Origin of the sequence: Cutibacterium modestum (assembly GCF_008326345.1) — a bacterium.
Classification (GTDB): domain Bacteria; phylum Actinomycetota; class Actinomycetes; order Propionibacteriales; family Propionibacteriaceae; genus Cutibacterium; species Cutibacterium modestum.
In genome coordinates this window covers 246,055-268,512 of record NZ_BJEN01000002.1, presented here as the reverse complement: position 1 = coordinate 268,512, position 22,458 = coordinate 246,055, and the positions used below count along the sequence as shown (strand labels likewise).

Genomic DNA, 22,458 nt, shown 5'->3' with positions numbered 1-22,458 from the left:
CGGGCTGCGGCTCTGGTCGCGGCACTGCCCACGGACAGCAGCCGTGCCCGGTAAGGTTGGTTTGCGCCCAAACCCAGGAGGAAAGATGCCGCAACGCAAGGTCAGCGTTATCAACCACTACGCCTTTCCACCGGGATCGGGTGGCATCACCCGTAATTTCGACATGTTTTCCCGGCTGCACGGCTGGCAGCCCCATTTCTACGCCGCCAACATCAATCACACCTCCGGTGAGCGTATGACGGTCGACGACCCGCGCTACACCCTCGTTCCGATCCCGGAGTACAAGGGCAACGGGGGCAAGCGGGTCCTCGGCTGGATCGCCTTCGCCGCTGGTGCCGGAGCGCGCGCCCTAGTCCGCCCAGCCGACGTCATTTTCGCTTCCTCCCCACAGATTTTGGCTCCCGCCGCCGGAATGGTCGTCGCCGCTCTACGTCGCAAGCCATTCGTCGTTGAAGTCCGCGACCTGTGGCCGGAATCTTTGGTATCAGGCGGCGCCCTCAAGGAAGGGTCAGCCCTGCATAAGGTGCTGCAGGGGTTGGAGAAAACCATTTACGCCCACGCTCGCCAGATCGTCGTCGTGACGAAGGGCTGGGAGGACCACTTCCGCGAACTCGGCATCAACGTCGACAAGGTCACCGTCGTCCCAAATGGTGCCGACCTGACCGAATATGAGGTCGAAGAGTCTCGCGAGGAACTGCGCAAGGAGTACGGCATTTCCGGATTCACCGCGGTATTCTCAGGGACCCACGCCAACTACGTCGGGCTGGACCTCATCATTGACGCCGCCCGTCGCCTGCCCGACGTCAACTTTCTGCTGGTCGGAGCCGGGGCGCGTAAGCAGTGGGCCATCGACGAAGTCGCCAGGCTAGGCCTGACCAACGTCACCTTCCACAACCAAGTGCCGAAGTCAGAGTTGGTGCGCATCCTGTCGGCCTGCGACGTGGGCCTGCACACGGTGTCTCCGCAGTCGGTCTTTGACAAGGGCATGAGCCCCAACAAGCTCTACGACTACATGGCTGCCGGGCTAGCCGTCGTCTCCAACGCTAAGGTACCGATTCGCGATGTCATCAGCGACGACGAGGTGGGCGCCTGCGTCAATCCGACCGATCTGGTCGCCGGCATTGAGCGGGTACGTGACGCCGATGAGGCCACCATGAAGCGCTGGCACGACCGGGCCCGCGAGCTCATGACGAACAGGTTTTCCCTTCAGGCATCCGTCGACAAGCTGGCGACGGTGCTGGAGAAAGCATTGTATCGCTGAGTGCGTGAACGGCCGGGAGAGATCGCCACCTGGCGGGGAGGCCACAAACACGTTCAGCCGAGCAGCGCGGCCGCCAAGGCTGGAACCGCAACGACGAAGGCTGCAAGCCCCGCTCCCCACAGGTCACGGGCACGCCAACGCGACTCTACCGCGTAGGTTCGGCGGGTTGCCGTCGCAAATCCGCGGGAATCCATCGCCCGACTCAGGACTTCCGAGGACCTCATGGCATACAGCATCATCGCGAAGGTCATTGACGACAAGTACTTGATCCGCGAAGTCAGGGACCGCTTGGGGCCCAACCCACGCAGGTTGCGTACATCAGACTGGATGCGCCACTGGTCACCGAGGTGTCCCATCCGCACTACACCAGCCACCGAGGCCACCACCGGACGTTGCGGCAGGTGAGTTTGCTGGGCCAACGCGTCACCCAACCGAGTGGGGTCGACGGCCGCTGAGGCCAGTGCGCCCGGCAGAACGAAGACCAGGATCCTCAACCCCTGACGGGTCGCTTCGCTCCACGCTGCTGGGTCGGTAAACCCGCTGTGCAATAGCAGCGTCGTCCACACCAGCATCACCGCAGCGATGAGAACGGGCACTGTCCGCACCACGAGGGGTTTGATGTGGCGGGAGCACATCGGGGCCATCACGGCGGCAGGGACCAGACTAATAGCCCCAATAAGAGGGGAGCGCACCAAAAGGGACCCAAAAATGCCAGCAATGGCAATGAGAAGGGCAACAAGGGGGTTGATCGTCGCCATGAAGGCTGGTTTTTCCTCCGGATGCTCTTCCGGAGGGAGATCCGGGACGCGGTAGGAGGCGACGTTGACGACCTCGTCGGCCATGTCGATGACCTGACGATCGTGAGAGGAAACGACGACGGCGACACCCGAATCGGCCGCAGCACGGATCGCTGATAGCACGCTCGCGCCGCGGTCGTCGTCGAGGCCGACAGTCGGCTCATCGACGAGGAGAAGGTCGGGGCGCTGGGCCAGGGCTGCCGCAATGGCAAGTCGCCGCTTCTCACCCCCGGAGCATGTCATGGGGTGCGAGTTCAGAATCGGCTTGAGCCCGAAGGTCCTCACCAGGTCCCTGAGATCGGCATCTTCAGGGACCATGGGCGAGGCAAACAATTCATCGGCAACCGTCCGGGCGACCAGGTAGTTCTCTGGGTTCTGCGGTACCCAGGCGGCCTGACCCGGCAGAGTGAGTTCGCCGGATGCGGGGGCGTCAAGGCCGGCGAGCAGCCTCAGTAGGGTGGATTTGCCGACCCCACTTGGGCCCGACAGGACGGTGATGTGACCGCGCCGGGCAGACATAGTGACGCCGCGCAGCAGCACGTCGTCGGACTGGGGACGGTGAGCATCAAGAGCGCTGACCCAGGCAACCGTCTCGCCGGCGGTAGAGGTGTGCGGCGGCAACGACGTTGCCTCACGCGAATCCAGGAAGTCCTCAAAATCCCAGATCTTCTTAAGGGTGCCATGATCGGTCAGCTCAACAACTTGGTCGAGGACGCCCCGCCATCGGTTGGGATGGTGATCGACGACGAGCACCGTCCGGTCGTGGACCATTCTGGCAACCTCGTCACGGATTGCCGTAGCTGACTCGTCGTCGAGCATGGAGACAGGCTCGTCGAGCAGCAACAGGCCAGGATTGGTAGCGAGAATCCCCGCGATAGCCAGACGCTGCATTTGTCCTCCGGACATCTTTGTAGTCGAGTGGTCCTTGAGCATGGTGAACCGGGCTCGTCGCCGGGAATCCTCGACAATCGGCCAGATGTCCTCTCGCGGGACACGATGGTTTTCTGGGCCAAAAGCGATGTCTCGTCCGCATGTGGCAGCGACGACGGAGTGGATCGGCTCCTGCTGCAGCAGGCCGACGTTCACGTCACTAGACCACGTGTTCACCCGTCCGGCCAGGTCGTGGCTCTCTTCCTCGAGTAAGCCGCCGATAGCGTGCAGCAGAGTCGTTTTACCAGCCCCCGACGGTCCAGCAACAAGTACTCGGGCCCCCGCCGCCAAATAAAGGTTGATGGGGCCAAGGATAGGTTCGTCACGATCGGGGACGCCGACCATCAACCCCTCGACATCCACTGGCACCGCCTGGTGGCCGGAGACCTCGTCAGCCTGCTCTGCACGGGTCAAGACATCAGTCATGACAGGTTCCGAGCTGATGTTGTACTCCGGGTTGACTTCCCACCTCGCAGCTCGCGAGAAACCGCGAAGGGGTTGAGGGCGCCAGCAGCCGCGAGGCCGCGGACGATGCCTGACGCCACTAAGCCGCCGAGCAGCGCCCCAGAAGCGACCATGAAAATGAAGTAGACGATGGTGTCGCCGAAGCGGAACATTGGGTAGTAGGAGATGCGCTCGTAGATACCTTCGGCGACACCGGTGAGAGCTCCGGCCACCATGGCGAGCTTTGGACCGGCCTTGCGGTAGGCGACGACTAATAAGCACAGTTCCATCGGCAGACCTTGAATGACACCGGAGATGATGGTGCCAGCTCCCCACTGGCCGCCAAGAGCCGCCTCGATGGAGGCTGCCAGAATCTCGGAGAGTAAGGCTGCGCCGGGTTTACGGACGATGAGTCCGGCAAGAAGTGCTGGCAGAAACCAGATGCCGGAAAGGATGCCCTCGACGGGTAGATATACCGAGGTGAGCGGCTTGAGGAAGCTATATACCGCTCCGTAGCCGAGGAAGATGACGCCAAATGCCACGGCAATCATCACCGGGGTGACGATGTCGATGGTGCGGTACCGCACGGCGAGGTTATTATTGGTCATGGAAGTCCTTCCGCTCATTCGGAAGGGGCGCGAAAGCGCGAAGAGCCCGACTCCCTACGCCGGTCCTAACCGGTTCAGGTTCGAGGGTCTGGGCGGTGCCCACTCTCAGCATCCAACGATGCTCCCCTGTCGTTGTCCCCGATCATAGCCACGGGGTCGGGAGTCCACCACCCGCGTCGAACCACCGCCCGAAGGCACTCGATGTCCTCGGACCATCTGTGGCAATCATGGTCATGAACTACCTGAGAACCTCTCCAGGTGGTTGTTCATGACATCGAAAACCAATTCACCACACGCGCCCAGCCCCAAACGACGCCACGTCAGTCCACCTACAAAGAACGGTTGGTGCGCTTGGTAGGGATCGCCGTCATGGGGTCCTCCGGCCAGGGGTGTTTGGAGTAGCGTCCACGGTTCTCAGCTCTCACCGTGGGATACACATTGGCCCAGAAACTCGCCAGGTCGTCAGTGACGGCCAATGGTCGCCGAGCTGGAGATAGCAGATGGAGGACCACCCTCACCTGGCCATCACAAACCGTCGGGCCGTCGGTCCAGCCAAAACACTCCTGGAGTTTGACTGCAAGAACCGGGAAGGTGTCGCTGTCAGGCTCGGGGTAGTCGACGCGGATCCGCGATCCGCTCGGGACAGTGATGGTCTCGGGGTCGACCTCGTCGAAACGCGCGGACTCTTGCCAACCCAGCAGCCCCCGCAAACCCGAAGTTGCGTCACTTCCCCGTCCTGCCGCCAGCGCGTCGAAGTCAAGCCACTCCTCGGCGCGCGCTAGCAGGGCCTCCTCACTGACATCGGGCCAGGGATCGCCAAGTATCCGATGGGCGAGGGCGAGACGGCGTCGCAGAGCTTCACCGTTCTTCGTCCATCCCACCGCATCGAGCCCCCGCGACTGCACCGCATCTAGGACCGCGTGGCGTGCCTGCACCGGGTCCGGGCGAACTGGGGTCGACGATAACTCGATGGCACCGAGCCGCGACACCCGCCTACCCCGTACTTCCCGACCGTCCCAGGTCACCGTCGTGTCGTTCGTCAGCATCGTCGCACCGGAATCCAGGGCAGCCGACTCCGAGAGCGGGGCAGCGGCCCGAATGAGGGCACCGTTGGTAACGCGAGAGGTACGTGCCACCGCTAGCCACGACTGGTCAAGCAACTCTGGCGGGCAATGACGAGGCAGTTCTACCCCCGTGCCGCAGGCCAGCAAATATGACGTGGCGCCCTCCCCTCGGCTGCGAGCGATCCATCCCGGGCGGGCGAGGGAGATGACGGTGGCGACAGCATCGTCATCGGTAATGCCGGTAGGGGAACTTCGCCAATAAGTCGAGCCAGCCGATCAGCTTCGCGGCGCCACATCGTGGCCTGTGGGTGTCGCTCGGACCGCAACTGACGCCATTGCCCGACGAGGTCGACCTGACCGTCATCCAGACCAAGCATGGCGGCTATCTCAGCACAGCGGCGCGAACCGACGATGGCGGCACTGTCGGTCAAAGCCCTTGCCAGACGCGGATCCAGGGGAAACGTGGCAAGATAACGTCCCCTGGCCGTGATTCGCCCCTCCGCGTCGACGGCCCCCCAGATCTCGCAATTCTGCTTCGGCCGCCGCCACCCGATCTTGTGGCAATGGTGTTGGCAGTGCCATCCCCTCGCCACGAGGAGAGCCCCACATCGCTAAGGACAGCAGGGGTGCCACAAGGTCGGCGTGGTCGACCTCGGGAGCAGGGTCGGCGTCCATAGCCGCCCAGTCCTGGGCACACAGGCAGCGCACTGCCACCCCCGGGCCCAGACGAGCTGCACGTCCGGCCCGCTGCACCGCTGAGGCGCGGGATTCCCGGACCGTCACTAGACCCGTCATGTCTCGACCACGATCAAGTCTCGGTTCCCGGGACAGCCCGGAATCGACGACAAGCCTCACGCCAGGTACCGTCAAGGAAGATTCCGCGGCAGCCGTCGAGACGATGACGCGACGCACGTTCCCCGGATCTGACAAGGCGTGGTCCTGTTCTCGTGTCGACATCGACCCGGACAACCCGACCACCTCGATGCACGTCTCAGAGAGGCGGGAACGCAGATCCGTAACAACGTGGTCGACCTCGCGAGCACCCGGAACAAAAACAAGTGCCGAGCCTTCGGTGTGGTGATTAAGCGCGTTAACGGTCACGGTGCCAAGATGGCCGAGAAATTCGCGACTCACTCCCCAAGATTCCACAGCGGTACCAGCCGCCGGTGCCCACTCCACCTCGAGTTCGTGCAAAGCGGAGGCCACCTCGACGACTGGGGCTGGCTCAGCGCCACCGAGAAGGGTCGCCCACCCAGAACTGTCAACGGTCGCCGACATCGCGACAATGATCAGATCGTCGCGCAATTGGGCGACCTCGCACACCATTGCCACGACAAGGTCAGCGTCGAGGTGACGCTCGTGGATCTCGTCGAGGATGACGGCATCCACCCCAGTCAGGTCGGGGTCGTTAAGTAGGCGGCGCAGCAACACCCCGGTGGTGACGAACTCTACCTTGGTGTCGCGGGTCATCGTCGACTCGCCGCGCACGGTGTGTGAGGCGAATTCTCCAGGGTGGGTTCCGGTCAGTGTGGCAAGTCGGCGAGCAGCGGCCCTCGCTGCCACTCGGCGTGGCTGGGTGACGATAACCCGGCCAGAACACCTCGAGGCCACCAGGGGTGGGACGAATGTTGTCTTACCGGTGCCCGGCGGCGCAATGATGATCGCTCGTCCACGGTGTAAAACCGTGGTGATCTCGTCACGGTATGCGGCAACCGGATGGCCAGCCCCCACTCTTGCAAGGTCTGGGCTACAGTCCCACGTCACTGAGCGGTCCCCCACCCCAGCGTCTCCCTGTCATCGAGGGGATCAGGGGCGGTGGCCTCGGCAACGGAACGATCGGTCATCGCCTCAGCGGGAGCGTCAGCCAGTGACCACTGCGTCGCAGGAATCTGCAGCCACGAGTCAGCCACCCTCTCAACGATCATCGTCATGATCATGACAGCGTCAGGTTCGGCGCCCGGAAGCGTGGCAAATTCGTCTGGGCTGACCCATTGCAGCTCCTGAGACTCCCCTGGACGCGGTTTCTCCGCCGGATCACCATAGGCGACCATAGCCATGACAATGTCGGAGTGGAAATGGCCCGGATAAGGGCTATGGGTGTTGAGGAGCACCGGGGTGGGGTGCATGAGGTCGTGCACACCATCGGGCAGCCGGTTCCAGGGCTGCAAAACACTCAATTGGTCGACGTGGTAGCCCGTCTCCTCATGGAGTTCGTGTGTCAGAGCCTGCCAGGGATTCTCGGTATGTTCGATGTGTCCCCCCGGCTGAATCCACAGGTTCATCTTGCGGTGCTTGTGCACTAGTGCTTTCCACTGCCGACGATGCGGGCCGTCAGACGGAAATTGTCTGAGAATCCATGCACTGATCGTCACGTCATGTCCGTGCGGCTGAATGTGGAGGTGTGGCATGACCCCAGCCTGTCACGCTGGAAGCGGAAGTGCCCCTTCCATACCCTTTAATGAGACCTAATTCATTGCGAGTTACCACACATCTTTGGGAGGATTGTCACATTACAACATCATTCGGAGGATCAGATGGACATCAATGCTCTGTTGTCGGACATCGGTCTGCCGGGACTGGGTCGCAAACCGGTTCTGGCAGACTCCAAGCCTCGGGTAGTCATCGTCGGCGCCGGATTCGGCGGTTTGGCTGCTGCTGAGAAGACTGCCGAAGCAGGGTGCGACGTCACCCTCATCGACCGCAACCCTTACACCACATTCCAGCCGCTGCTGTACCAGGTTGCAACCGGTGGTCTCAACCCTGGTGATGTCACCTACCGACTTCGCTCCTTTGCTGCCCAAAACGGTCCTGGCACCCACTTCCGTCGTGCTTCCGTGACTGGCATCGACACCGAAAACCGGATTGTCGAGGTCGACAACGGCGACCCGCTCCCCTACGACTACCTCGTCCTATCTCAAGGTGTGGGGGCCAACTTCTTCGGGACCCCTGGCGCCGCCGAGAATTCGTACACCATCTACACCCGTGCCTCCTCGCTGCGCGCTCGCGACGCCATCTTCACCTATCTTGAGGATCTCGACACCCAGCGTGACAAGACCGTCGATGTCATCATCGTTGGTGGCGGTCCGACCGGCGTTGAGATGGCCGGCACTCTCGCCGAGATGAAGTCCATCGGCATCCCGGCGATCTTCCCGAATGTGTCCACCGACCGAGTCCACGTGACCCTCGTCGAAATGGCCGACCACCTCCTTATGCCTTTCGACCCGGCGCTGCGCCACTACACTCGCCGTCAGCTACAGAAGCGCGGCGTGGACGTGCGCACCAAAACCGCTATCGCCGAAGTACGCGACGACTCCGTGCTCCTCAAGGATGGCCAGACCCTCCCGGCCGACATGGTCATCTGGGCCGCCGGCGTCGGCGCCCACGAGTCCGTTGCGAATTGGGGATTTGAGCAGGGCCACGGTGGCCGCATCGCCACCAACGGCACCCTCCTCGTCAACGGCCAGGATCGCGTCTTCGCTGTTGGCGACGGTGCCATCAACACCGAGGATCCCACGCCCCAGCTCGCCCAGCCCGCCATCCAGGGTGGTGAGTGCGTTGCTCGCCAGATCATTCACCTCGAACTCGGCGAGCCGCTGGAGAAGTTCGAGTACAACGACAAGGGCACCATGGCGACGATCGGCCGCAACTCAGCCGTAGTCCAGCTGTCCGAGAAACTCAAGTTCACCGGGATAGGTGCATGGCTGACGTGGGTCACTGTGCACATCTACACCCTGCTAGGCGGACGCAACCGTCTGCAGGCCATGATTAACCTCGGCGCCCGCTACATCGCCTTCCACCGCGAGGCCGGAGCCATCGTTGGCGATGTCCTCACCGAGGAGGGTAAAGAGGACATGAACAAGAATGCCCTTCGCGACGATGATGAGAAGGGCGCCAAGCCCATCGACGGGAAGAAGTGAGGAGCATGAGAAGAACCGAAACCAACCCTGAAGAGATCGACAAGGGCACCTTGATTGCCGTCACGGTGGCCGTTGTCGCCATGGTCGGGATCGCGCTAGTGGCTCTGCGCAAGGGCCCGAAAGACAAGAAGACGGGTTCTCAAGATCCGTCCTTGTTCGAGAATCTCGCTCAGCGCAAACCCTCCGGAGGCCGAGTGACCCAACGCCGCGATCCGCGAGCTGATGGCCACGCGACCCCGATGGGTGGCACCGGGCGAGTGTCAACAGCTCCGGATTTCTACTCCTACAAGTGACAATTCGCTATCAGTGACGATTCGGTGGGCTGATGCGAGAGTGTCGCCCCACCGTTCACCGTAGTGAGACGTGACCGGGGGAGCAGCACAATCATCGATTCACGGTGGCGCCACCCGTCGGGGCTCCCGGAAAGGGGCCAGACCCCACCGCTTCCTGGTTTGACCTAGCTGGCTCTGCGCTATTCTCCCCGAGATCTTCTCATGTCCTGTGGCAATCGGGTATCTGTATGTCGGCCATGCTTCGTGAAGTTGCAGCTGGGTTGATCATCACCCTGATTTCCACAGCAGGTCAGGGGGAATACAGAGGACAGGCCAGAGTCAGGTCTTGTTCCAACACGTAAATCATGTGTTAGGCGGCGCCCCTCAAACTGAGGCGCCGTTCATGATCCATCGCAGAACGGACTCGGTGAACATTGTTTTGGGTCGATGACGCCGGTGAAGGTGGGAAGCAAGCCAGTCCAGGACAAACCTCGGGTTCTCACGGAGCATCGTTGGGGTGACGTGAAGCACCTTCCAACCGTGACGATCCAAATGCGCTGAGCGCATCATAGTCGCCTCAAACCCGTCGATAGTCCCATGTACTGATCCGCCATCGATTTCCAAAGCAACCTTCTCAGCCTCGAAAGCCTGGTCCAGGTAGTAGTAGTGCTCACCCACACGAACCTTGTGATTCGGTTTGTGCCCCGTGATCCCAGTAGCACGCAGCACCCTACCCATCTCTAGCTCTGGAATCGACCACGCGGCCAGACAAATATCCGCCACAGCAGCATCAACCTTGGCCTTGGGATACCGGCCTGTAAGGCTCTTACGAGTTTGTCGGCATGACTCGGGCGTCACGACTCGTTGCCGGAGGGCCTCACACACCCATTCCCACTCGCCCTGAATGGCCAGTATGAGAACCGACACTTCAGCAGCGGCGATGCGGACTTGCTCCCGCTCGGTAATAAACGGGTGAGGCATATGCCACCGATGCACCCGAATTCTCGGACGAGTGAGACGACGAGTTGTGGAGAAAGCTTCCACCTCGTTAACGCCATGGAAGTCCATGGGCCGGTGTGTACCCGGGGCTTTCATCCCGAGCATGATGAGGGCAGCCTTTCCGACTAGCACAACGTCACGGTGCCACAGCAATAACGCCCGGATAATGATCCTCGGGTCTCGGGCCAGAGCGGTCACGACGACAACCCCCGGCAGGATGCGGACGGCGTCCCCTCGAGTTACCGCCCGGTCAGCCTGGCCTCGGACAAAGCTGTGCCGGTGGATACGGGCAACGCCGCGTCGGTCGAGTTGTTCTCCAAGATTCCTCATGCCAAAAGTTGTCGTCGGAAGAGCTGATTTCCGCCAACTATTTTCGGTTCTGTGGATAACCCCAGTCACGGTACTCAACCAGCCTGTGGAAAATCATCTCGTGACCCCGGCACCTACCACCGGGAATGGCTCTGGGACCGATTATTATCCCGATCACCACACGGAAGCTGGAGAAAGGGGAGGCTGTGTATCGAGTGGAAAGTGGTAGCAGAGTACTAAGTCAAGAGGGGAAGCTATGTGTAAAGAAGCTGGGGCTAGACGCACGGAGGATGCTGGTAACGATGGCAAGCAAAAGCCGGGAAGGTCAGCGGCGGGGATGCCACCAGTCGTTGGCCCAGGTCCGAAACCGGCAATCAGCCCGCGAGCAGACCGGCTACCAGATCAGTCAAGGCCTTAGCCTGAGACTCGAAGTTGAGCCCCGACTCAATCGCCCGCCGCCCGGCACTGCCCATCTCCCGGCACCGCTGCGGGTCAGCCAACAGCTCGCTCAGGGTATTCGCCGTAGCGGCAGTGTCCTCGGTATCCACAAAGACCCCAGCCCCGTAACCGTCGAACATCTCGCGCCAGGCCGGAAAGTCTGAGGCCGCAAACGGCACTCGGGAAGCCATATACTCGAACAGCTTCGTCGGCAACGACGCCACATAATTCGGCAGCGGTTTGAGGAAAACCAGCCCCACCTCCGCGCTAGCTAACACCTGCGGCACCTCAGTAGGAGCCACCAGCCCGAGATGTTCCACGAACCCTTCCACCACAGCACGCTCTACTGTCTCTTGACAGCGCGGCAACACCCGTCCTGCAAGCACCAAATGCGCTTGTGGCACCTGCTGGCGGACCTTGCGCGTCACCTCGATCATGAAGGAAAGCTTGCGCTCCTCTGACAGGTCCCCAACGTACGCCAGACGCCCGGACACCGGGGTCGGCGCTGCATCGTAGTTGCCCAGCCACGGGTAATTGCGCACTACGGCCACCTGGGCGTGGTGAAACCTCTCTGCCACGGTCGGCGTGGCAGCAACGACGGCGTCGGCGCTACGCTCGGCCAACCCCACGAGCCCGCGAGCGGCCATTCTGGCCAGCGGCCGCGTCACCACGCCCAGGTATGGCTTAGTGTCGACCTGGCCGATGAGGTCCTCGTGAGCATCGTAAATCACCTTACAGTGGTGTCGCCGACGCCACGCCAGTGCTAGCGGAATGAGTTCCGGGTCGTGAATATGCAACACCTCCGGCTGGAGGGCTTGCAGGTGACGCCATGCCTCCCACTGACTGACGGCAAGTCGGCGGATCCGGCCTTCCTCGCGGTGCAGAGCGATGACAGGGACCCCTTGGTCAATCCCGTCATGATCGGCGGAAATGACGAGGTGGTAGTCATGACCGGCCGCAACAAGCGCCTTGGCTTCCTTGTTGAAGACCCGGTTGTCGTGGCCGTGATGAACTGTCGAAAGGGAGACGACCCTGCCGGTCCGGGAGGAATTCGCCATCAGGAGCGGTCTCGCTCGCCGGCTTTCAACAACACTGCGGCGACGCTGCGAGCGGCCTTGCCGTCACCGTAAGGATGCCCCGGATCGCCCTTAGGCTGTGGACGCGTGGCGTACTCGCCCAGGCGCTCGGCGTCAGGATCGAGTACGTTCCAGCCGTTCTCGACGGTCTCCACCCACTCGGTCTCGGTACGCACCGTCGTGCAGATGGTGCCGAGTAAGAAGGCTTCTTTCTGCAAGCCACCCGAGTCGGTGACGACGCCAGCGGCGTTGATGACGGCGTTGACCATGTCGGGGTAGGCCAACGGGTCGATGGTAGTGAGGTTGCCTCGGGCGATGGTGATGCCGTCGGCCTCGGCACGGGCGCGCAGACGCGGATGCACCGGCAAGATGACCTTGCAATCCAGGCTCCCGAGGGCGTCAAGGATGTGGGCCAGGCGCTCGGGGTCGTCAGTGTTGTCGGCACGGTGGATCGTCGCCATGACGTACCCCTCACCCTCCTCGACTCCGGGCACCGGGCGCGGATTGGCGAGGACGGAATCGCGCACCTGCAGGCACACGTCGGTCATGACGTCCCCGACGAGAACCGTACGGGAGGCCAGCCCCTCCTCGGCAAGATGATCCATGGCCACCTTGGTTGGGGCAAGACACAGGTCGGCAGCGTGGTCCGTGAGGACGCGGTTATGCTCCTCGGGCATGCGGCGGTTGAAGGAGCGTAAACCAGCCTCCAAATGGGCCACAGGCAGGTGCATCTTGACCGCCGAGAGCGTGCCAGCAATGGTCGAGTTGGTGTCGCCATAAACAAGCACCCAATCTGGGTCCATCTCCTCAAACACCGGATCGAGCTGCTCAAGCATCCGACCAGTCATCACGCCGTGGGAGCCACCACCTACACCGAGATGCAGGTCCGGGTTCGGGATCCCGAGTTCGATGAAAAAAGAGTCAGACATGTTGACGTCGTAGTGCTGCCCGGTGTGGATGATCTTGTGGTCGATCCCCTCGGCCGAGAAAGCTTTGGCCACCGGGGCCAACTTCACGAACTGGGGACGAGCCCCGACGATGCTCACGACGCGCACGACGCAATCCTCTCGATGAGATGGTCAGCCTCTCCCCGAGGCCACATGACAGCGCCCGAATCGGGGACTGGGCGCACCGCTGGCACTCTACCTTCCGCTACCCGCCGTGACGACCCGAACGACGCTGGCGCGCCGCATCATCGATGGTCTCTCGATACGCCTGCTCCATGAGATCGAGGCTATGCCCCCACGAATACGTCTCGACGACGTGGTCGCGACCAGCCCCGCCCATGCGCCGACGCAACTCGGCATCATCAACCAACCGCATCAGTGCAGCAGCGCTGGTAATGACGTCACCACGGGGGACGATCAGGCCGGTAACACCGTTCTCGACAACCTCCGCCGGACCATCCACATCGCTGACAACTACTGGGAGCCCACAAGCCCCCGCCTCAATGATCGCCACCCCGAAGGACTCCGAGTCCAGGGTCGACAATGCGGCAAAGATGTCCGAACTCCCCAAAGCATCTCTGACGCCAGAGTGATCAATGGCCCCACAGAATTCCACTGAGTTATCCGGGACGAGGCGGCGAGCCAAGACTTTGAGGGGGTTCTCGTCTGGGCCATCACCCCAGATACGAAGGACGGTATTGGGCCGCTCGTCATGAACCCGACTGAAAGCGCGGATGAGTTCGCCGATCCCGTACTTGGAGTGGAGGGCCTTGATAGTCCCGATTTGCACCACTCCGTCACCATCATTCGCGTCACGCCGCTCATCAGGGGGCGTGAGGGTTTCCGTATCGACGCCGAAGGGGGTGATGGATATGGGTTTGTCCGTCAGACCACGGGTGACACGCGCCATGCAGTGGCTTGTTGACGCGATCCGAGTAGCCGAGGCCAGATTGGATTGGACTATGTGACACATAAAGGGGTTTGCGCGGGGGGAATCGTAGACGTCACTTCCCCACACCGAAAGCAGAGTCGGAGCACCGATATGGGCGAGACGAGTAAGCAGACCATAACCGGTCGCATAGTGCACGTTGACGATGTCAGGTTGCACCTTGACCGCCACCGAGCGCAGCCAGCCGGCATTGACGACGTATTTTGCCTTTCCGCTATGGGGGGCCAAATGGATCTGAACTCGGGGATCAATGGAGTGACGACCCACCGGGTGAACTGAAGCCAGGTGAACCTCGTGACCTCGCTTGACCAGTCCATTGACCCATCGAACGGTGTGGATGGACAATGCCGCACTGACGATAAGTACTCGCACACCTCCCCCTTTCATACCGCGCTGCACACGGATACCCATTTCCCCCTCAAGGCGCCGGTATCCCTCCACTCTACCGTGACCCACATCGCGACCGGCGGGGATTAGTCAACTACGACGCGTTTCCTGACGGGACAAACTCGCTACTAGGACACACACTAGCCACCCAAGCTGGCTCACCGACTGTACCAAGTAGGTACTATTGGCCAAGGAGAGCAGCGGCATCGCAGTAATGAAAGCCGCCCCCCACCATCGTCGTAACCGCCAGCATCGACCAATGGCCACGCACCAACAAACTGCCAAGAGGGCAGTGACGACTAAACCGTATTGGGAGGCGATCTCCAGGACTCCATTATGGGGATCGGTCTTGCCATGCGGAAACCATCGCCGTGGCATAGCCAGGATACTGGCCCGGTACCCTCCCGGACCTGCCCCTAGCAGAGGGTGGTCCACGACGAGCGCAAGACCCCAAGCCAACAACGTAGTCCTCACCGCGAAGGAGGATGGGCCCTCGTTGTTGTGGTGAGTCACCACACCGATGAACCTGTGCCATGTCAACTCAGCTTGGGGGAGGTGTGTCACCACGATTACCACAGCGCCGCCCACGACCACACCAAGTAGCACCCATCGCCATCGTCGAACCGCCCACAACCGCACCAAGACAGCCAACAGCAGCGCCGCGTAGACCACGCGACCGTCTGTCGCAAATAACAGACCCAAACCGACCGCTGTCGTGACCACGGCTGCGATCCGCACCCACCGGGCAGCGCTTCGTACGCCAATCACACCGACCCACAGGGAGCCTACGGCCAGGAATACCGCGTAGAGGTTGGGGTTAGTGAGCCATGTTGCCGGCTGACGGTAAAGCCCCAAATGGTTCCGCCATGCCCCATCGGTATAAGTGCCCAAGTGTCGGGCGGTCAGGATTTCCCAGACGGCCAGCGGCACCCCCATCCAGACCGCAACTGCCCACCCGATCGCAACGCCGCGCAGAGCACGCTCACGGCGCAGGTATCCGTCTGACATGAGTCTCGCCACCGACCATGCCCCCGCCAAGGCTAGACCGGCCCCCATCAGGCTCGAGAGATCCCGAGACGTGCCCAACCGAATGGCGCCTACCGTGCCGATCACGGCCCACGCCACCGCAATAATCACGATGGCGCAGGCTGCGCAGCTGAATCGTCGCACCTGCACGGGGCGAATCCATCCCGTCAATGCGCACCCGGCTAGCAGCACCACCAGGATGCGGTAGCCAAATACGCCCCCAACGCCAACCCAGGGGCCCAAAAGGGCTGCTGAGGGTAACAGCACCAGCAGCCCCTCGACAGTCCTGCTGAGGAAGCTGCCGGGGTGCTCAGGCCTCTCCGTCACCAACGACGATGACCTCGACGTCTCCCCACGCGGCCGGATTGACGACGTGACGACCATCGACGAGCACCTTAATACCTGGCAGGTCGGCCGGGGCCAGTTCGGCGTACTCAGGGTGGTCTGCCTGAAGCAGGGCGCCGTCGACAGGCTCGCCCATGTGATACGCCTTGAAGCCGAACTTGCCGAGCTCCTCGTCGGTGAACATCGGATCGTGGACGCTGACGTCGGCGCCAGCCTTGGCAAGGATGTCAACAGTCTGGAAGACACCGGAGAAAGCAGTTTCCTGAACCTTGCCTCGGTAGGACGCGCCGAGGACGACAACCTTCTTGCCGGACAGGTCACCGAGTACCGAGGCAGCCTGATCGACGCAGTACTGCGGCATCGTCATGTTGGCTTCACGAGCGGTGCGAACGATAGTGGCGTCCGGGTCGGTCCACAGGTAGAGGCGCGGGTAGACGGGGATGCAGTGACCGCCAACGGCGATACCAGGCCGGTGGATGTGGGAGTAAGGCTGCGAGTTGCAGGCGTCAATAACCTTGTAAACGTCAATACCGTTGGCCGCAGCGTACTTACCAAACTGGTTGGCCAGGCCGATGTTGACGTCACGGTAGGTGGTCTCGGCGAGCTTGGCCATCTCGGCAGCCTCGGCGGTGCCCATGTCCCAGACGCCGTTGGCGCGTGGAAGGTCGTCGCGGTCGTCGAAGTCGAGAACCTGTTGGTAGAACTCGATGCCTTTGGCAGTGCCCTCGTCATTCAAGCCACCGACGAGCTTTGGGTAACGGCGCAGGTCAGCGAAGACGCGACCAGTGAGAACGCGTTCCGGAGAAAAGACTAGGTGGAAGTCCTTGCCCTCGGTCAAGCCGGAGATCTCCTCGATCATGGGCTTCCAGCGATTGCGGGTGGTGCCGACCGGCAGAGTGGTCTCGTAGGAAATGAGGGTATCGGGGGTTAGATGCTCGGCCAGCGACTTGGTGGCGTCTTCCATCCAGCCAAAGTCCGGCTCCCAGGTCTCGTCGTTAACGAAGAGCGGGACGACGAGAACAATCGCGTCTGCGCCGGGGATGGCCTTGGAGTAATCGGTGGTGGCGGTGAGCCTGCCTGCCGGGACGAGCTTTTTCAACTTCTCGTCGAGAAAAGCCTCACCGGGGAAGGGCTCGTTACCCTTGTTGATCTCGTCCACGACGCGCTGTTGCACGTCGACGCCGATGACGTCATGGCCCTTCTCGGCGAACTGCACGGCCAGGGGAAGCCCGATCTTACCCATGGCGACGACGGCAATTTTCATTCCTGAACTCCTTGGAATACGCGGATACCCCGTCAGTCTATCCGGGCACGGCACCCAGACGAGTCCGTGTTATGCTCACGCCATCGCAAAGATGCTCACACTAGGCCCCGACAAGGCCTTCCGCAGTCTGCGGTTGCGTCGATATGGAATTCTCCAAGGAGGGCCCATGTATCCCGCTGAAAGACACAAGTGGCTGATCGATATTGCCCGCGAGACTGGTCGGATATCGGTCGCCGAGGCATCTACTGCGCTGGGAGTCGTCCCCGAGACCATCCGCCGTGACCTCGACCAGTTGTGCAATCAAAAGATGCTGCGGCGAGTGCATGGTGGCGCCATCCCGATCGAGTTCGACTTGCTGGGCGACCAGCCCCTCGACACTCGGGACTCCTCAGCCGTGACACAGAAGGAACAAATCGCTCGGGCCGCGCTAGCCCATCTACCTAGCGACATGGGGTCAATCATCCTCGACGCCGGGTCGACGACCGGTCGGTTAGCGTCAATCATGCCATCTGCAAGGCGATTCACTGTTTTTACGAACTCATCACCTATCGCCAGTACGGTGGCTACCCACAGCAACTGTGACGTCCACCTGCTAGGAGGACGGCTGCGCCCCACCACCCAGGCCACCGTCGGTAACGTCGACGCCATTTCACGACTCCGCGTCGACGTCGCGTTCATGGGCACCAACGGCATTTCCCCGGCGCACGGCCTATCCACTCCCGACGCCGACGAGGTTGCAACCAAAGCGGCAATGATAGCGAGTGCCCATCACGTCGTGGTTCTGGCCGACTCCCGGAAGATGGGCGCGGAATCGACAATGAGGTTCGCAGAACTAAGCGACGTTGATGTCATCATCACCGACTCTGGGGTGACCTCTCACCAAGTCGAGATGCTGCACAAAACCGGCATCGAAATCGTTATCGCCTGATATCGATCGCGGCTCGCCGGCGTCACAGGCCCGTTTGCCACCACGGGGCAGCCCCACACCGGACCCCGTGAACATCGCCTCGAGAGGTTCCATCGCACAGTGTGGAAATCTGGGTGACAACCGCACCAACAACCACCGTCCATGGCAGGGGCGACCGTCATAACCCGGATTACCACACCGATGTCTGAGTCACCCGCGCCAGCCCTCATCCAGAGGAACCCACACCATAAATGTCTGAATTAGTGTGTTCATGTCTTTTCCCCTGTACTTGTGGTCTAAAGTGTCACACAGTCCAACACCGATGGTGCTCTCAAACCCGCAAGACCGTTGGGCAACGCGACGAAGGAGTCCACGTGATCGTCACCGTCACGCTCAACCCGAGCATCGACCGCACAGCGCCCATAGCTGAGCCGCTGCAGCGCGGCCAGGTGAACCGATTAGGCAGTTCCAATGAGGTTGCCGCCGGTAAAGGGGTCAACATCTCCCGAGTCCTTCAAGGTGCCGGAATTGACACCTGCGCCATAGTGCCAGCCGGAGCTGAGGATCGCCTTACTCTCGGCCTAAACCACGACGATATCCCGCACCTAGCTGTGCCCATTGCAGCGGCGGTAAGGGCCAACCTCACCATCACCGAGCCCGACGGCACCACAACCAAGATCAACCAGCCCGGGGCCTACCTCAACCCCGAGGAGCTGAATGCCGTCGAGAAGGCCGCCATCGAGAGGTCATCCGGCGCGCAGTGGGTCGTCCTGTCAGGATCTCTGCCCCCGGGCGTACCCACACATTGGTATGCCACCATGACCGGCCGTCTCCATGACGCCGGCCGCAAGGTCGCCGTCGACACCTCCGATCAGCCCCTCAAGGAACTGGCAGCTCGCCTCCCCGACCTTGCCCCCGACCTCGTCAAGCCGAACTCCGTCGAGCTCGGCCAGCTCTGCGGAGCCGACGGCGACTCCCTCGAGTCTGCCGCCAAGCAGGGACAATTCGACGATATTGTCGCCGCCGCCCGGGGTCTGCACGGCATCGGCGAGGTGATCGTCACTTTGGGCGGGGCTGGCGCTCTGCTCATCACCGAACACGACGCCTGGCACGCGTGGCCAGAACCGGTCGAAGTGAAATCGACTGTCGGCGCCGGAGACTCCTCCCTCGCGGGATTCCTGCTGGCGCGCACTCGCGGCGACCAGCCCAAGAACTGTCTGCGCGCCGCCGTTGCCTGGGGCACAGCAGCCGCAGCCCTTCCAGGATCAACTATGCCAGTCCCGTCTCAGGCCGACGCCATCCGCGTCAGCCTCACCCACCTATAAGGAGAACCGATGAACGCCCCTCTCATCACCCCAGAACTGGTATCACTTGACGCCAACCTCGGCTCGACCAAGGCCGAGGTCATCTCCTCGGTCGCCAGAATCATTGCCGCCGCTGGACGCGCCGACGCTGACGGCCTCACCCATGACGCGCTGGACCGCGAGTCCAAGAGCCCAACCGGTATGCCTGGAGGGTTCGCTATCCCCCATTGCCGCTCAGCCGCAGTGTCCCAGCCCTCGCTGGGATTCGCTCGGCTATCCCCCGCCGTCGACTTCAATGGACCTGACGGCCCAGCTGACCTGGTCTTTATGATTGCAGCCTCCGAAGATGGGGGCGCCGACCATATGAAGCTTCTTACCAAGCTGGCTCGCGCCCTCGTCAAGCCTGAATTCGTCGAGCAGTTGCGTCAAGCCCCCGACGCTCAGACCGTCGTCGACCTCATCAGCGGGGTCGTCGAGTCAGAGAAAAAGGCTACCTCGACCGCGTCTGCAACCACCGCCCCTGCTCCGCCGCATACCGGGGTGACCAACGCTGCCACCGACACGACCCACATCGTCGCCATCACGGCCTGTCCCACCGGCATCGCCCACACCTACATGGCAGCTGACTATCTGACAGCCGCTGGAAAGAAGATGGGTATTGACGTCAAAGTCGAGGCCCAAGGATCCACCACCACCGAACCCCTCAGCGCCGCCGACATCGAGACTGCCGACGCTGTTATCTTTGCCACCGACGTCGGCGTCAAGGGCCGGGAGCGTTTCACCGGCAAGCCGCTCATTGAATCCGGGGTTAAGCGGGCCGTCAACGAGCCCGAGAAGATGGTCTCTGAGGCCGTCGCGGCCTCGAAGGACCCGCACGCTCATCGGGTCCCCGCTGGCCACAGTGAACAGCAGGAGCCCGAGCAGGCCGAATCTCACCTTGGTTGGGGTAAGCGCATCCAACAGGCCCTTATGACGGGCGTGTCCTACATGATCCCGTTCGTCGCCGCAGGTGGTCTGCTCATCGCCCTAGGATTCCTCTTCGGCGGCTATGAGATCGCCAAGAACGGCATGGACATCGCCCTGCACAACACCTTCAGCAACCTGCCGTCACCAACCGCCCACGCTCTAGGTGGATCAGCCACCATGACCTACATCGGCGCGGTCCTTTTCGCCGTCGGGCAGGCCGCCTTCGGCTTCCTGCTACCTGCCCTCGCTGGGTACATCGGTTTCGGCCTGGCGGACCGACCCGGCATCGCCCCCGGTTTCGTAGCGGGTGCTGTCGCCGGGATAACCGGGGCGGGCTTTATCGGCGCCATCGTCGGTGGTCTGCTCGGCGGACTCGTCGCCTACTGGTTCACCCGCCTCAACCCGCCACGCTGGCTGCGTGGCCTCATGCCGGTCGTCATCATCCCGCTCATCGGGTCCTTGGTCGCCGGTGGATTGATGTACGTCGTGCTAGGACGTCCGCTGGCAGCCCTGACGAACGCCCTCAACAACTGGCTCGGCGGCATGAGCGGAGCCTCGGCCGTCATCCTCGGAATCATCCTGGGACTCATGATGTGCTCTGACCTTGGTGGCCCCATCAACAAGGCGGCTTACCTTTTCGCGACGACGAACCTCGCCGTCACCAACGTCGGATCCCTCAAAGTGATGGCCGCCGTCATGGCTGCCGGGATGGTTCCCCCGCTGGCCATGGCACTATCGACGACCCTGCGTCCAAAGCTCTACCAGCCTGCCGAGCGTGAGAACGGCACTGCTGCCTGGCTGCTGGGAGCCTCCTTCATCTCCGAGGGGGCCATCCCGTTTGCGGCTGCGGATCCACTACGAGTGATCCCCTCAATGATGGTCGGAGGTGCGACCACGGGTGCTCTATCAATGGCTCTGGGTGCCGCTTCTAAGGCTCCCCACGGCGGAATCTTCATCTTCTTTGCCATTGACCGAGTTTGGGCCTTCATTCTGGCTATTGTCGTCGGCACCCTTGTGGCAGCCTTGCTTGTAACCGCTCTTAAGGCCTCAGCCCGGCGTAAAGCCGCATCTGCCGCCTGAAATCCACACCACCACCCCGAAAGGCACGCCATCATGACTAGCAGAACCGTCAAGGTCGGATCCTCCGTCGGACTCCATGCCCGTCCCGCCGCTGTCATCTCGCAGGAGGCTGCCACGCTCGGCTCAACCGTCACCCTCGCTATCGAGGGAGGCGAGCCAATCGATGCCAAGTCCGTGCTGCTCATCATGACCCTCGGCGCCAGCGCCGGTGACCTGGTGACGGTCACCGGCGATAACGAGGTCGACGTCAACACGATTGCCGACTTGGTCGCTTCTGACCTCGACGCCTAGCCAAACTTCCGCGATGGGGCCGCTGTCATCACGACAACGCCCCCATTGATCTTGACCAACCTCAGAAGGTCGCCACCGACCCAGAGTCGACGCGGTAGTTCGATCCATTAACGAAGGAGGCCTTGTCCGAGCAGAGGAAGGCGATGACGGCAGCCACCTCCTCAGGCTCGCCACGACGCTTAAGCTCCATATAAGGGCGCTCCTCGTCAAGGAAGGACTCGATGGCCTCGTCAAAGCTGACGCCAAACTCCTTAGACCGTTTATTCATCATGGCGTCAGTCATCGGAGTATGGATAAAGGCCGGAGAGACGGCGTTGACGAGTAGCCCCTCGCGGGCGTAGGTCCGCGACAGCCCCTTGGCTAGGGCCAATACTCCAGCCTTGGCGGCACAGTAGGGGATCTCGTCATCGTAAGGCTGGACGCCATCCTCTGAGGCCAGCAGCACGACGCGACCCCAGCCGCCCCTGCGCAACTCGTCGAGGAACTCGAGCAATACTCGCACCGGGCCCATGAGGTCAATGTCGAGGGTGGAACGCCAGCCCTCCTCATCGATCTCGTGGAACTTGCCCTGGGCCCCGGTTACACCGGCCGACTGGACGAGAATGTCGATCGGTCCGAGCGCGTCCTTCACCTGTTGGTGCAGCTTCGCTAGGGAATCGGCGTCGGTAACGTCGGCTGGGAAGGCGATGAGACGGCCGTCGGGGGCCTCGAGAGACCGTGCAGCCTGAGTGAGCTCGTCACGGTCGAGGTCGGTGATGGCGACTTTGGCCCCCTCGGCGAGAAGGAGTTTCGCGGTGTGCCAGCCGATACCTGAATCGGCGCCGGTGATGAGCGCGATGCGCCCGTTGAGTCCGAGATCCATGGGTTGCTCCTAGTG

At 62.0% G+C, this 22,458-nt stretch carries 17 protein-coding genes, 1 pseudogene and 1 riboswitch; of the genes and pseudogenes, 7 read left to right on the top strand and 11 right to left on the bottom strand.

Annotated elements, in window-relative coordinates; translation table 11 throughout:
* Positions 1 to 85: 85 nt before the first annotated feature.
* Positions 86 to 1,261, top strand: a complete 1,176-nt coding sequence (locus F1563_RS05800) for a glycosyltransferase family 4 protein (RefSeq protein ID WP_002529209.1) — start codon at positions 86 to 88, stop codon at positions 1,259 to 1,261.
* 53 nt (positions 1,262 to 1,314) lie between these two features.
* On the opposite strand, the gene F1563_RS05795 is transcribed toward F1563_RS05800, so the two are convergent.
* The 4 genes and pseudogenes from F1563_RS05795 to F1563_RS05770 all read right to left on the bottom strand — a co-directional run bounded on the left by F1563_RS05795 (position 1,315) and on the right by F1563_RS05770 (position 7,512).
* Positions 1,315 to 3,414, bottom strand: a complete 2,100-nt coding sequence (locus F1563_RS05795) for an ATP-binding cassette domain-containing protein (RefSeq protein WP_002546725.1) — start codon at positions 3,412 to 3,414, stop codon at positions 1,315 to 1,317.
* On the bottom strand, positions 3,411 to 4,040 hold the full coding sequence (locus F1563_RS05790) for an ECF transporter S component (protein ID WP_002529211.1): 630 nt from the start codon (positions 4,038 to 4,040) through the stop codon (positions 3,411 to 3,413). The genes F1563_RS05795 and F1563_RS05790 overlap by 4 nt, the downstream gene beginning before the upstream one ends.
* Positions 4,041 to 4,074: 34 nt before the next feature.
* A riboswitch (TPP riboswitch) is annotated at positions 4,075 to 4,178 on the bottom strand.
* Between the two features lie 191 nt (positions 4,179 to 4,369).
* Positions 4,370 to 6,883: pseudogene (gene hrpB / locus F1563_RS14095) on the bottom strand (ATP-dependent helicase HrpB).
* Positions 6,865 to 7,512: an NUDIX hydrolase gene (locus F1563_RS05770; RefSeq protein ID WP_002529215.1), complete on the bottom strand. Its 648-nt coding sequence runs from the start codon at positions 7,510 to 7,512 to the stop codon at positions 6,865 to 6,867. The pseudogene hrpB and the gene F1563_RS05770 overlap by 19 nt, the downstream one beginning before the upstream one ends.
* Before the next feature lie 126 nt (positions 7,513 to 7,638).
* Here F1563_RS05770 and F1563_RS05765 point away from each other — a divergent pair, with 126 nt between their 5' ends.
* Entirely contained in the window at positions 7,639 to 9,021 is a 1,383-nt protein-coding gene (locus tag F1563_RS05765) for an NAD(P)/FAD-dependent oxidoreductase (protein WP_002529216.1), read from the top strand.
* A 5-nt stretch (positions 9,022 to 9,026) separates the two neighbouring features.
* Positions 9,027 to 9,314 (top strand): hypothetical protein, encoded by a 288-nt coding sequence (locus F1563_RS05760; protein ID WP_002529217.1) that lies wholly within the window; start codon positions 9,027 to 9,029, stop codon positions 9,312 to 9,314.
* A 363-nt stretch (positions 9,315 to 9,677) separates the two neighbouring features.
* On the opposite strand, the gene F1563_RS05755 is transcribed toward F1563_RS05760, so the two are convergent.
* From F1563_RS05755 to F1563_RS05725, 6 genes are all read right to left on the bottom strand, one after another.
* Positions 9,678 to 10,622, bottom strand: coding sequence for an endonuclease domain-containing protein (locus tag F1563_RS05755; protein ID WP_002529218.1), 945 nt, complete (start codon positions 10,620 to 10,622; stop codon positions 9,678 to 9,680).
* Between the two features lie 353 nt (positions 10,623 to 10,975).
* Entirely contained in the window at positions 10,976 to 12,097 is a 1,122-nt protein-coding gene (locus tag F1563_RS05745; protein WP_002529219.1) for a glycosyltransferase family 4 protein, read from the bottom strand.
* Complete coding sequence (gene wecB / locus F1563_RS05740; protein ID WP_002529220.1) at positions 12,097 to 13,170, bottom strand: non-hydrolyzing UDP-N-acetylglucosamine 2-epimerase; 1,074 nt, start codon at positions 13,168 to 13,170, stop codon at positions 12,097 to 12,099. The genes F1563_RS05745 and wecB overlap by 1 nt, the downstream gene beginning before the upstream one ends.
* A gap of 97 nt (positions 13,171 to 13,267) precedes the next feature.
* The gene (locus F1563_RS05735) at positions 13,268 to 14,383 is read right to left on the bottom strand and encodes a glycosyltransferase (RefSeq protein WP_172623606.1); all 1,116 of its coding nucleotides are present in this window, start codon (positions 14,381 to 14,383) and stop codon (positions 13,268 to 13,270) included.
* 105 nt (positions 14,384 to 14,488) lie between these two features.
* On the bottom strand, positions 14,489 to 15,751 hold the full coding sequence (locus F1563_RS05730) for an O-antigen ligase family protein (RefSeq protein ID WP_002529224.1): 1,263 nt from the start codon (positions 15,749 to 15,751) through the stop codon (positions 14,489 to 14,491).
* Positions 15,735 to 17,033 (bottom strand): nucleotide sugar dehydrogenase, encoded by a 1,299-nt coding sequence (locus tag F1563_RS05725; RefSeq protein WP_002529225.1) that lies wholly within the window; start codon positions 17,031 to 17,033, stop codon positions 15,735 to 15,737. The genes F1563_RS05730 and F1563_RS05725 overlap by 17 nt, the downstream gene beginning before the upstream one ends.
* A gap of 166 nt (positions 17,034 to 17,199) precedes the next feature.
* On the opposite strand from F1563_RS05725, the gene F1563_RS05720 reads away from it, so the two are divergent.
* From F1563_RS05720 to F1563_RS05705, 4 genes are all read left to right on the top strand, one after another.
* Positions 17,200 to 17,961, top strand: a complete 762-nt coding sequence (locus F1563_RS05720; protein ID WP_007434346.1) for a DeoR/GlpR family DNA-binding transcription regulator — start codon at positions 17,200 to 17,202, stop codon at positions 17,959 to 17,961.
* A 353-nt stretch (positions 17,962 to 18,314) separates the two neighbouring features.
* A complete protein-coding gene (locus F1563_RS05715) occupies positions 18,315 to 19,265 on the top strand; it encodes a 1-phosphofructokinase family hexose kinase (protein WP_002529227.1) in 951 nt (316 codons plus the stop codon).
* A 9-nt stretch (positions 19,266 to 19,274) separates the two neighbouring features.
* Complete coding sequence (locus F1563_RS05710; RefSeq protein ID WP_002529228.1) at positions 19,275 to 21,290, top strand: PTS fructose transporter subunit IIABC; 2,016 nt, start codon at positions 19,275 to 19,277, stop codon at positions 21,288 to 21,290.
* 33 nt (positions 21,291 to 21,323) lie between these two features.
* A complete protein-coding gene (locus tag F1563_RS05705) occupies positions 21,324 to 21,581 on the top strand; it encodes an HPr family phosphocarrier protein (RefSeq protein WP_002529229.1) in 258 nt (85 codons plus the stop codon).
* A 61-nt stretch (positions 21,582 to 21,642) separates the two neighbouring features.
* Here F1563_RS05705 and F1563_RS05700 read toward each other — a convergent pair whose 3' ends face one another.
* Positions 21,643 to 22,443, bottom strand: a complete 801-nt coding sequence (locus F1563_RS05700) for an SDR family NAD(P)-dependent oxidoreductase (protein ID WP_002529230.1) — start codon at positions 22,441 to 22,443, stop codon at positions 21,643 to 21,645.
* Between the last annotated feature and the right edge of the window lie 15 nt (positions 22,444 to 22,458).

What these genes read in the sequence shown, in the direction of transcription:
- F1563_RS05800 (WP_002529209.1), top strand. Translation starts at nt 86, where the DNA reads ATGCCGCAACGCAAGGTCAGCGTTATCAACCACTACGCCTTTCCACCG.
- F1563_RS05795 (WP_002546725.1), bottom strand. Translation starts at nt 3,414, where the DNA reads ATGACTGATGTCTTGACCCGTGCAGAGCAGGCTGACGAGGTCTCCGGC.
- F1563_RS05790 (WP_002529211.1), bottom strand. Translation starts at nt 4,040, where the DNA reads ATGACCAATAATAACCTCGCCGTGCGGTACCGCACCATCGACATCGTC.
- F1563_RS05770 (WP_002529215.1), bottom strand. Translation starts at nt 7,512, where the DNA reads ATGCCACACCTCCACATTCAGCCGCACGGACATGACGTGACGATCAGT.
- F1563_RS05765 (WP_002529216.1), top strand. Translation starts at nt 7,639, where the DNA reads ATGGACATCAATGCTCTGTTGTCGGACATCGGTCTGCCGGGACTGGGT.
- F1563_RS05760 (WP_002529217.1), top strand. Translation starts at nt 9,027, where the DNA reads ATGAGAAGAACCGAAACCAACCCTGAAGAGATCGACAAGGGCACCTTG.
- F1563_RS05755 (WP_002529218.1), bottom strand. Translation starts at nt 10,622, where the DNA reads ATGAGGAATCTTGGAGAACAACTCGACCGACGCGGCGTTGCCCGTATC.
- F1563_RS05745 (WP_002529219.1), bottom strand. Translation starts at nt 12,097, where the DNA reads ATGGCGAATTCCTCCCGGACCGGCAGGGTCGTCTCCCTTTCGACAGTT.
- F1563_RS05725 (WP_002529225.1), bottom strand. Translation starts at nt 17,033, where the DNA reads ATGAAAATTGCCGTCGTCGCCATGGGTAAGATCGGGCTTCCCCTGGCC.
- F1563_RS05720 (WP_007434346.1), top strand. Translation starts at nt 17,200, where the DNA reads ATGTATCCCGCTGAAAGACACAAGTGGCTGATCGATATTGCCCGCGAG.
- F1563_RS05710 (WP_002529228.1), top strand. Translation starts at nt 19,275, where the DNA reads ATGAACGCCCCTCTCATCACCCCAGAACTGGTATCACTTGACGCCAAC.
- F1563_RS05705 (WP_002529229.1), top strand. Translation starts at nt 21,324, where the DNA reads ATGACTAGCAGAACCGTCAAGGTCGGATCCTCCGTCGGACTCCATGCC.
- F1563_RS05700 (WP_002529230.1), bottom strand. Translation starts at nt 22,443, where the DNA reads ATGGATCTCGGACTCAACGGGCGCATCGCGCTCATCACCGGCGCCGAT.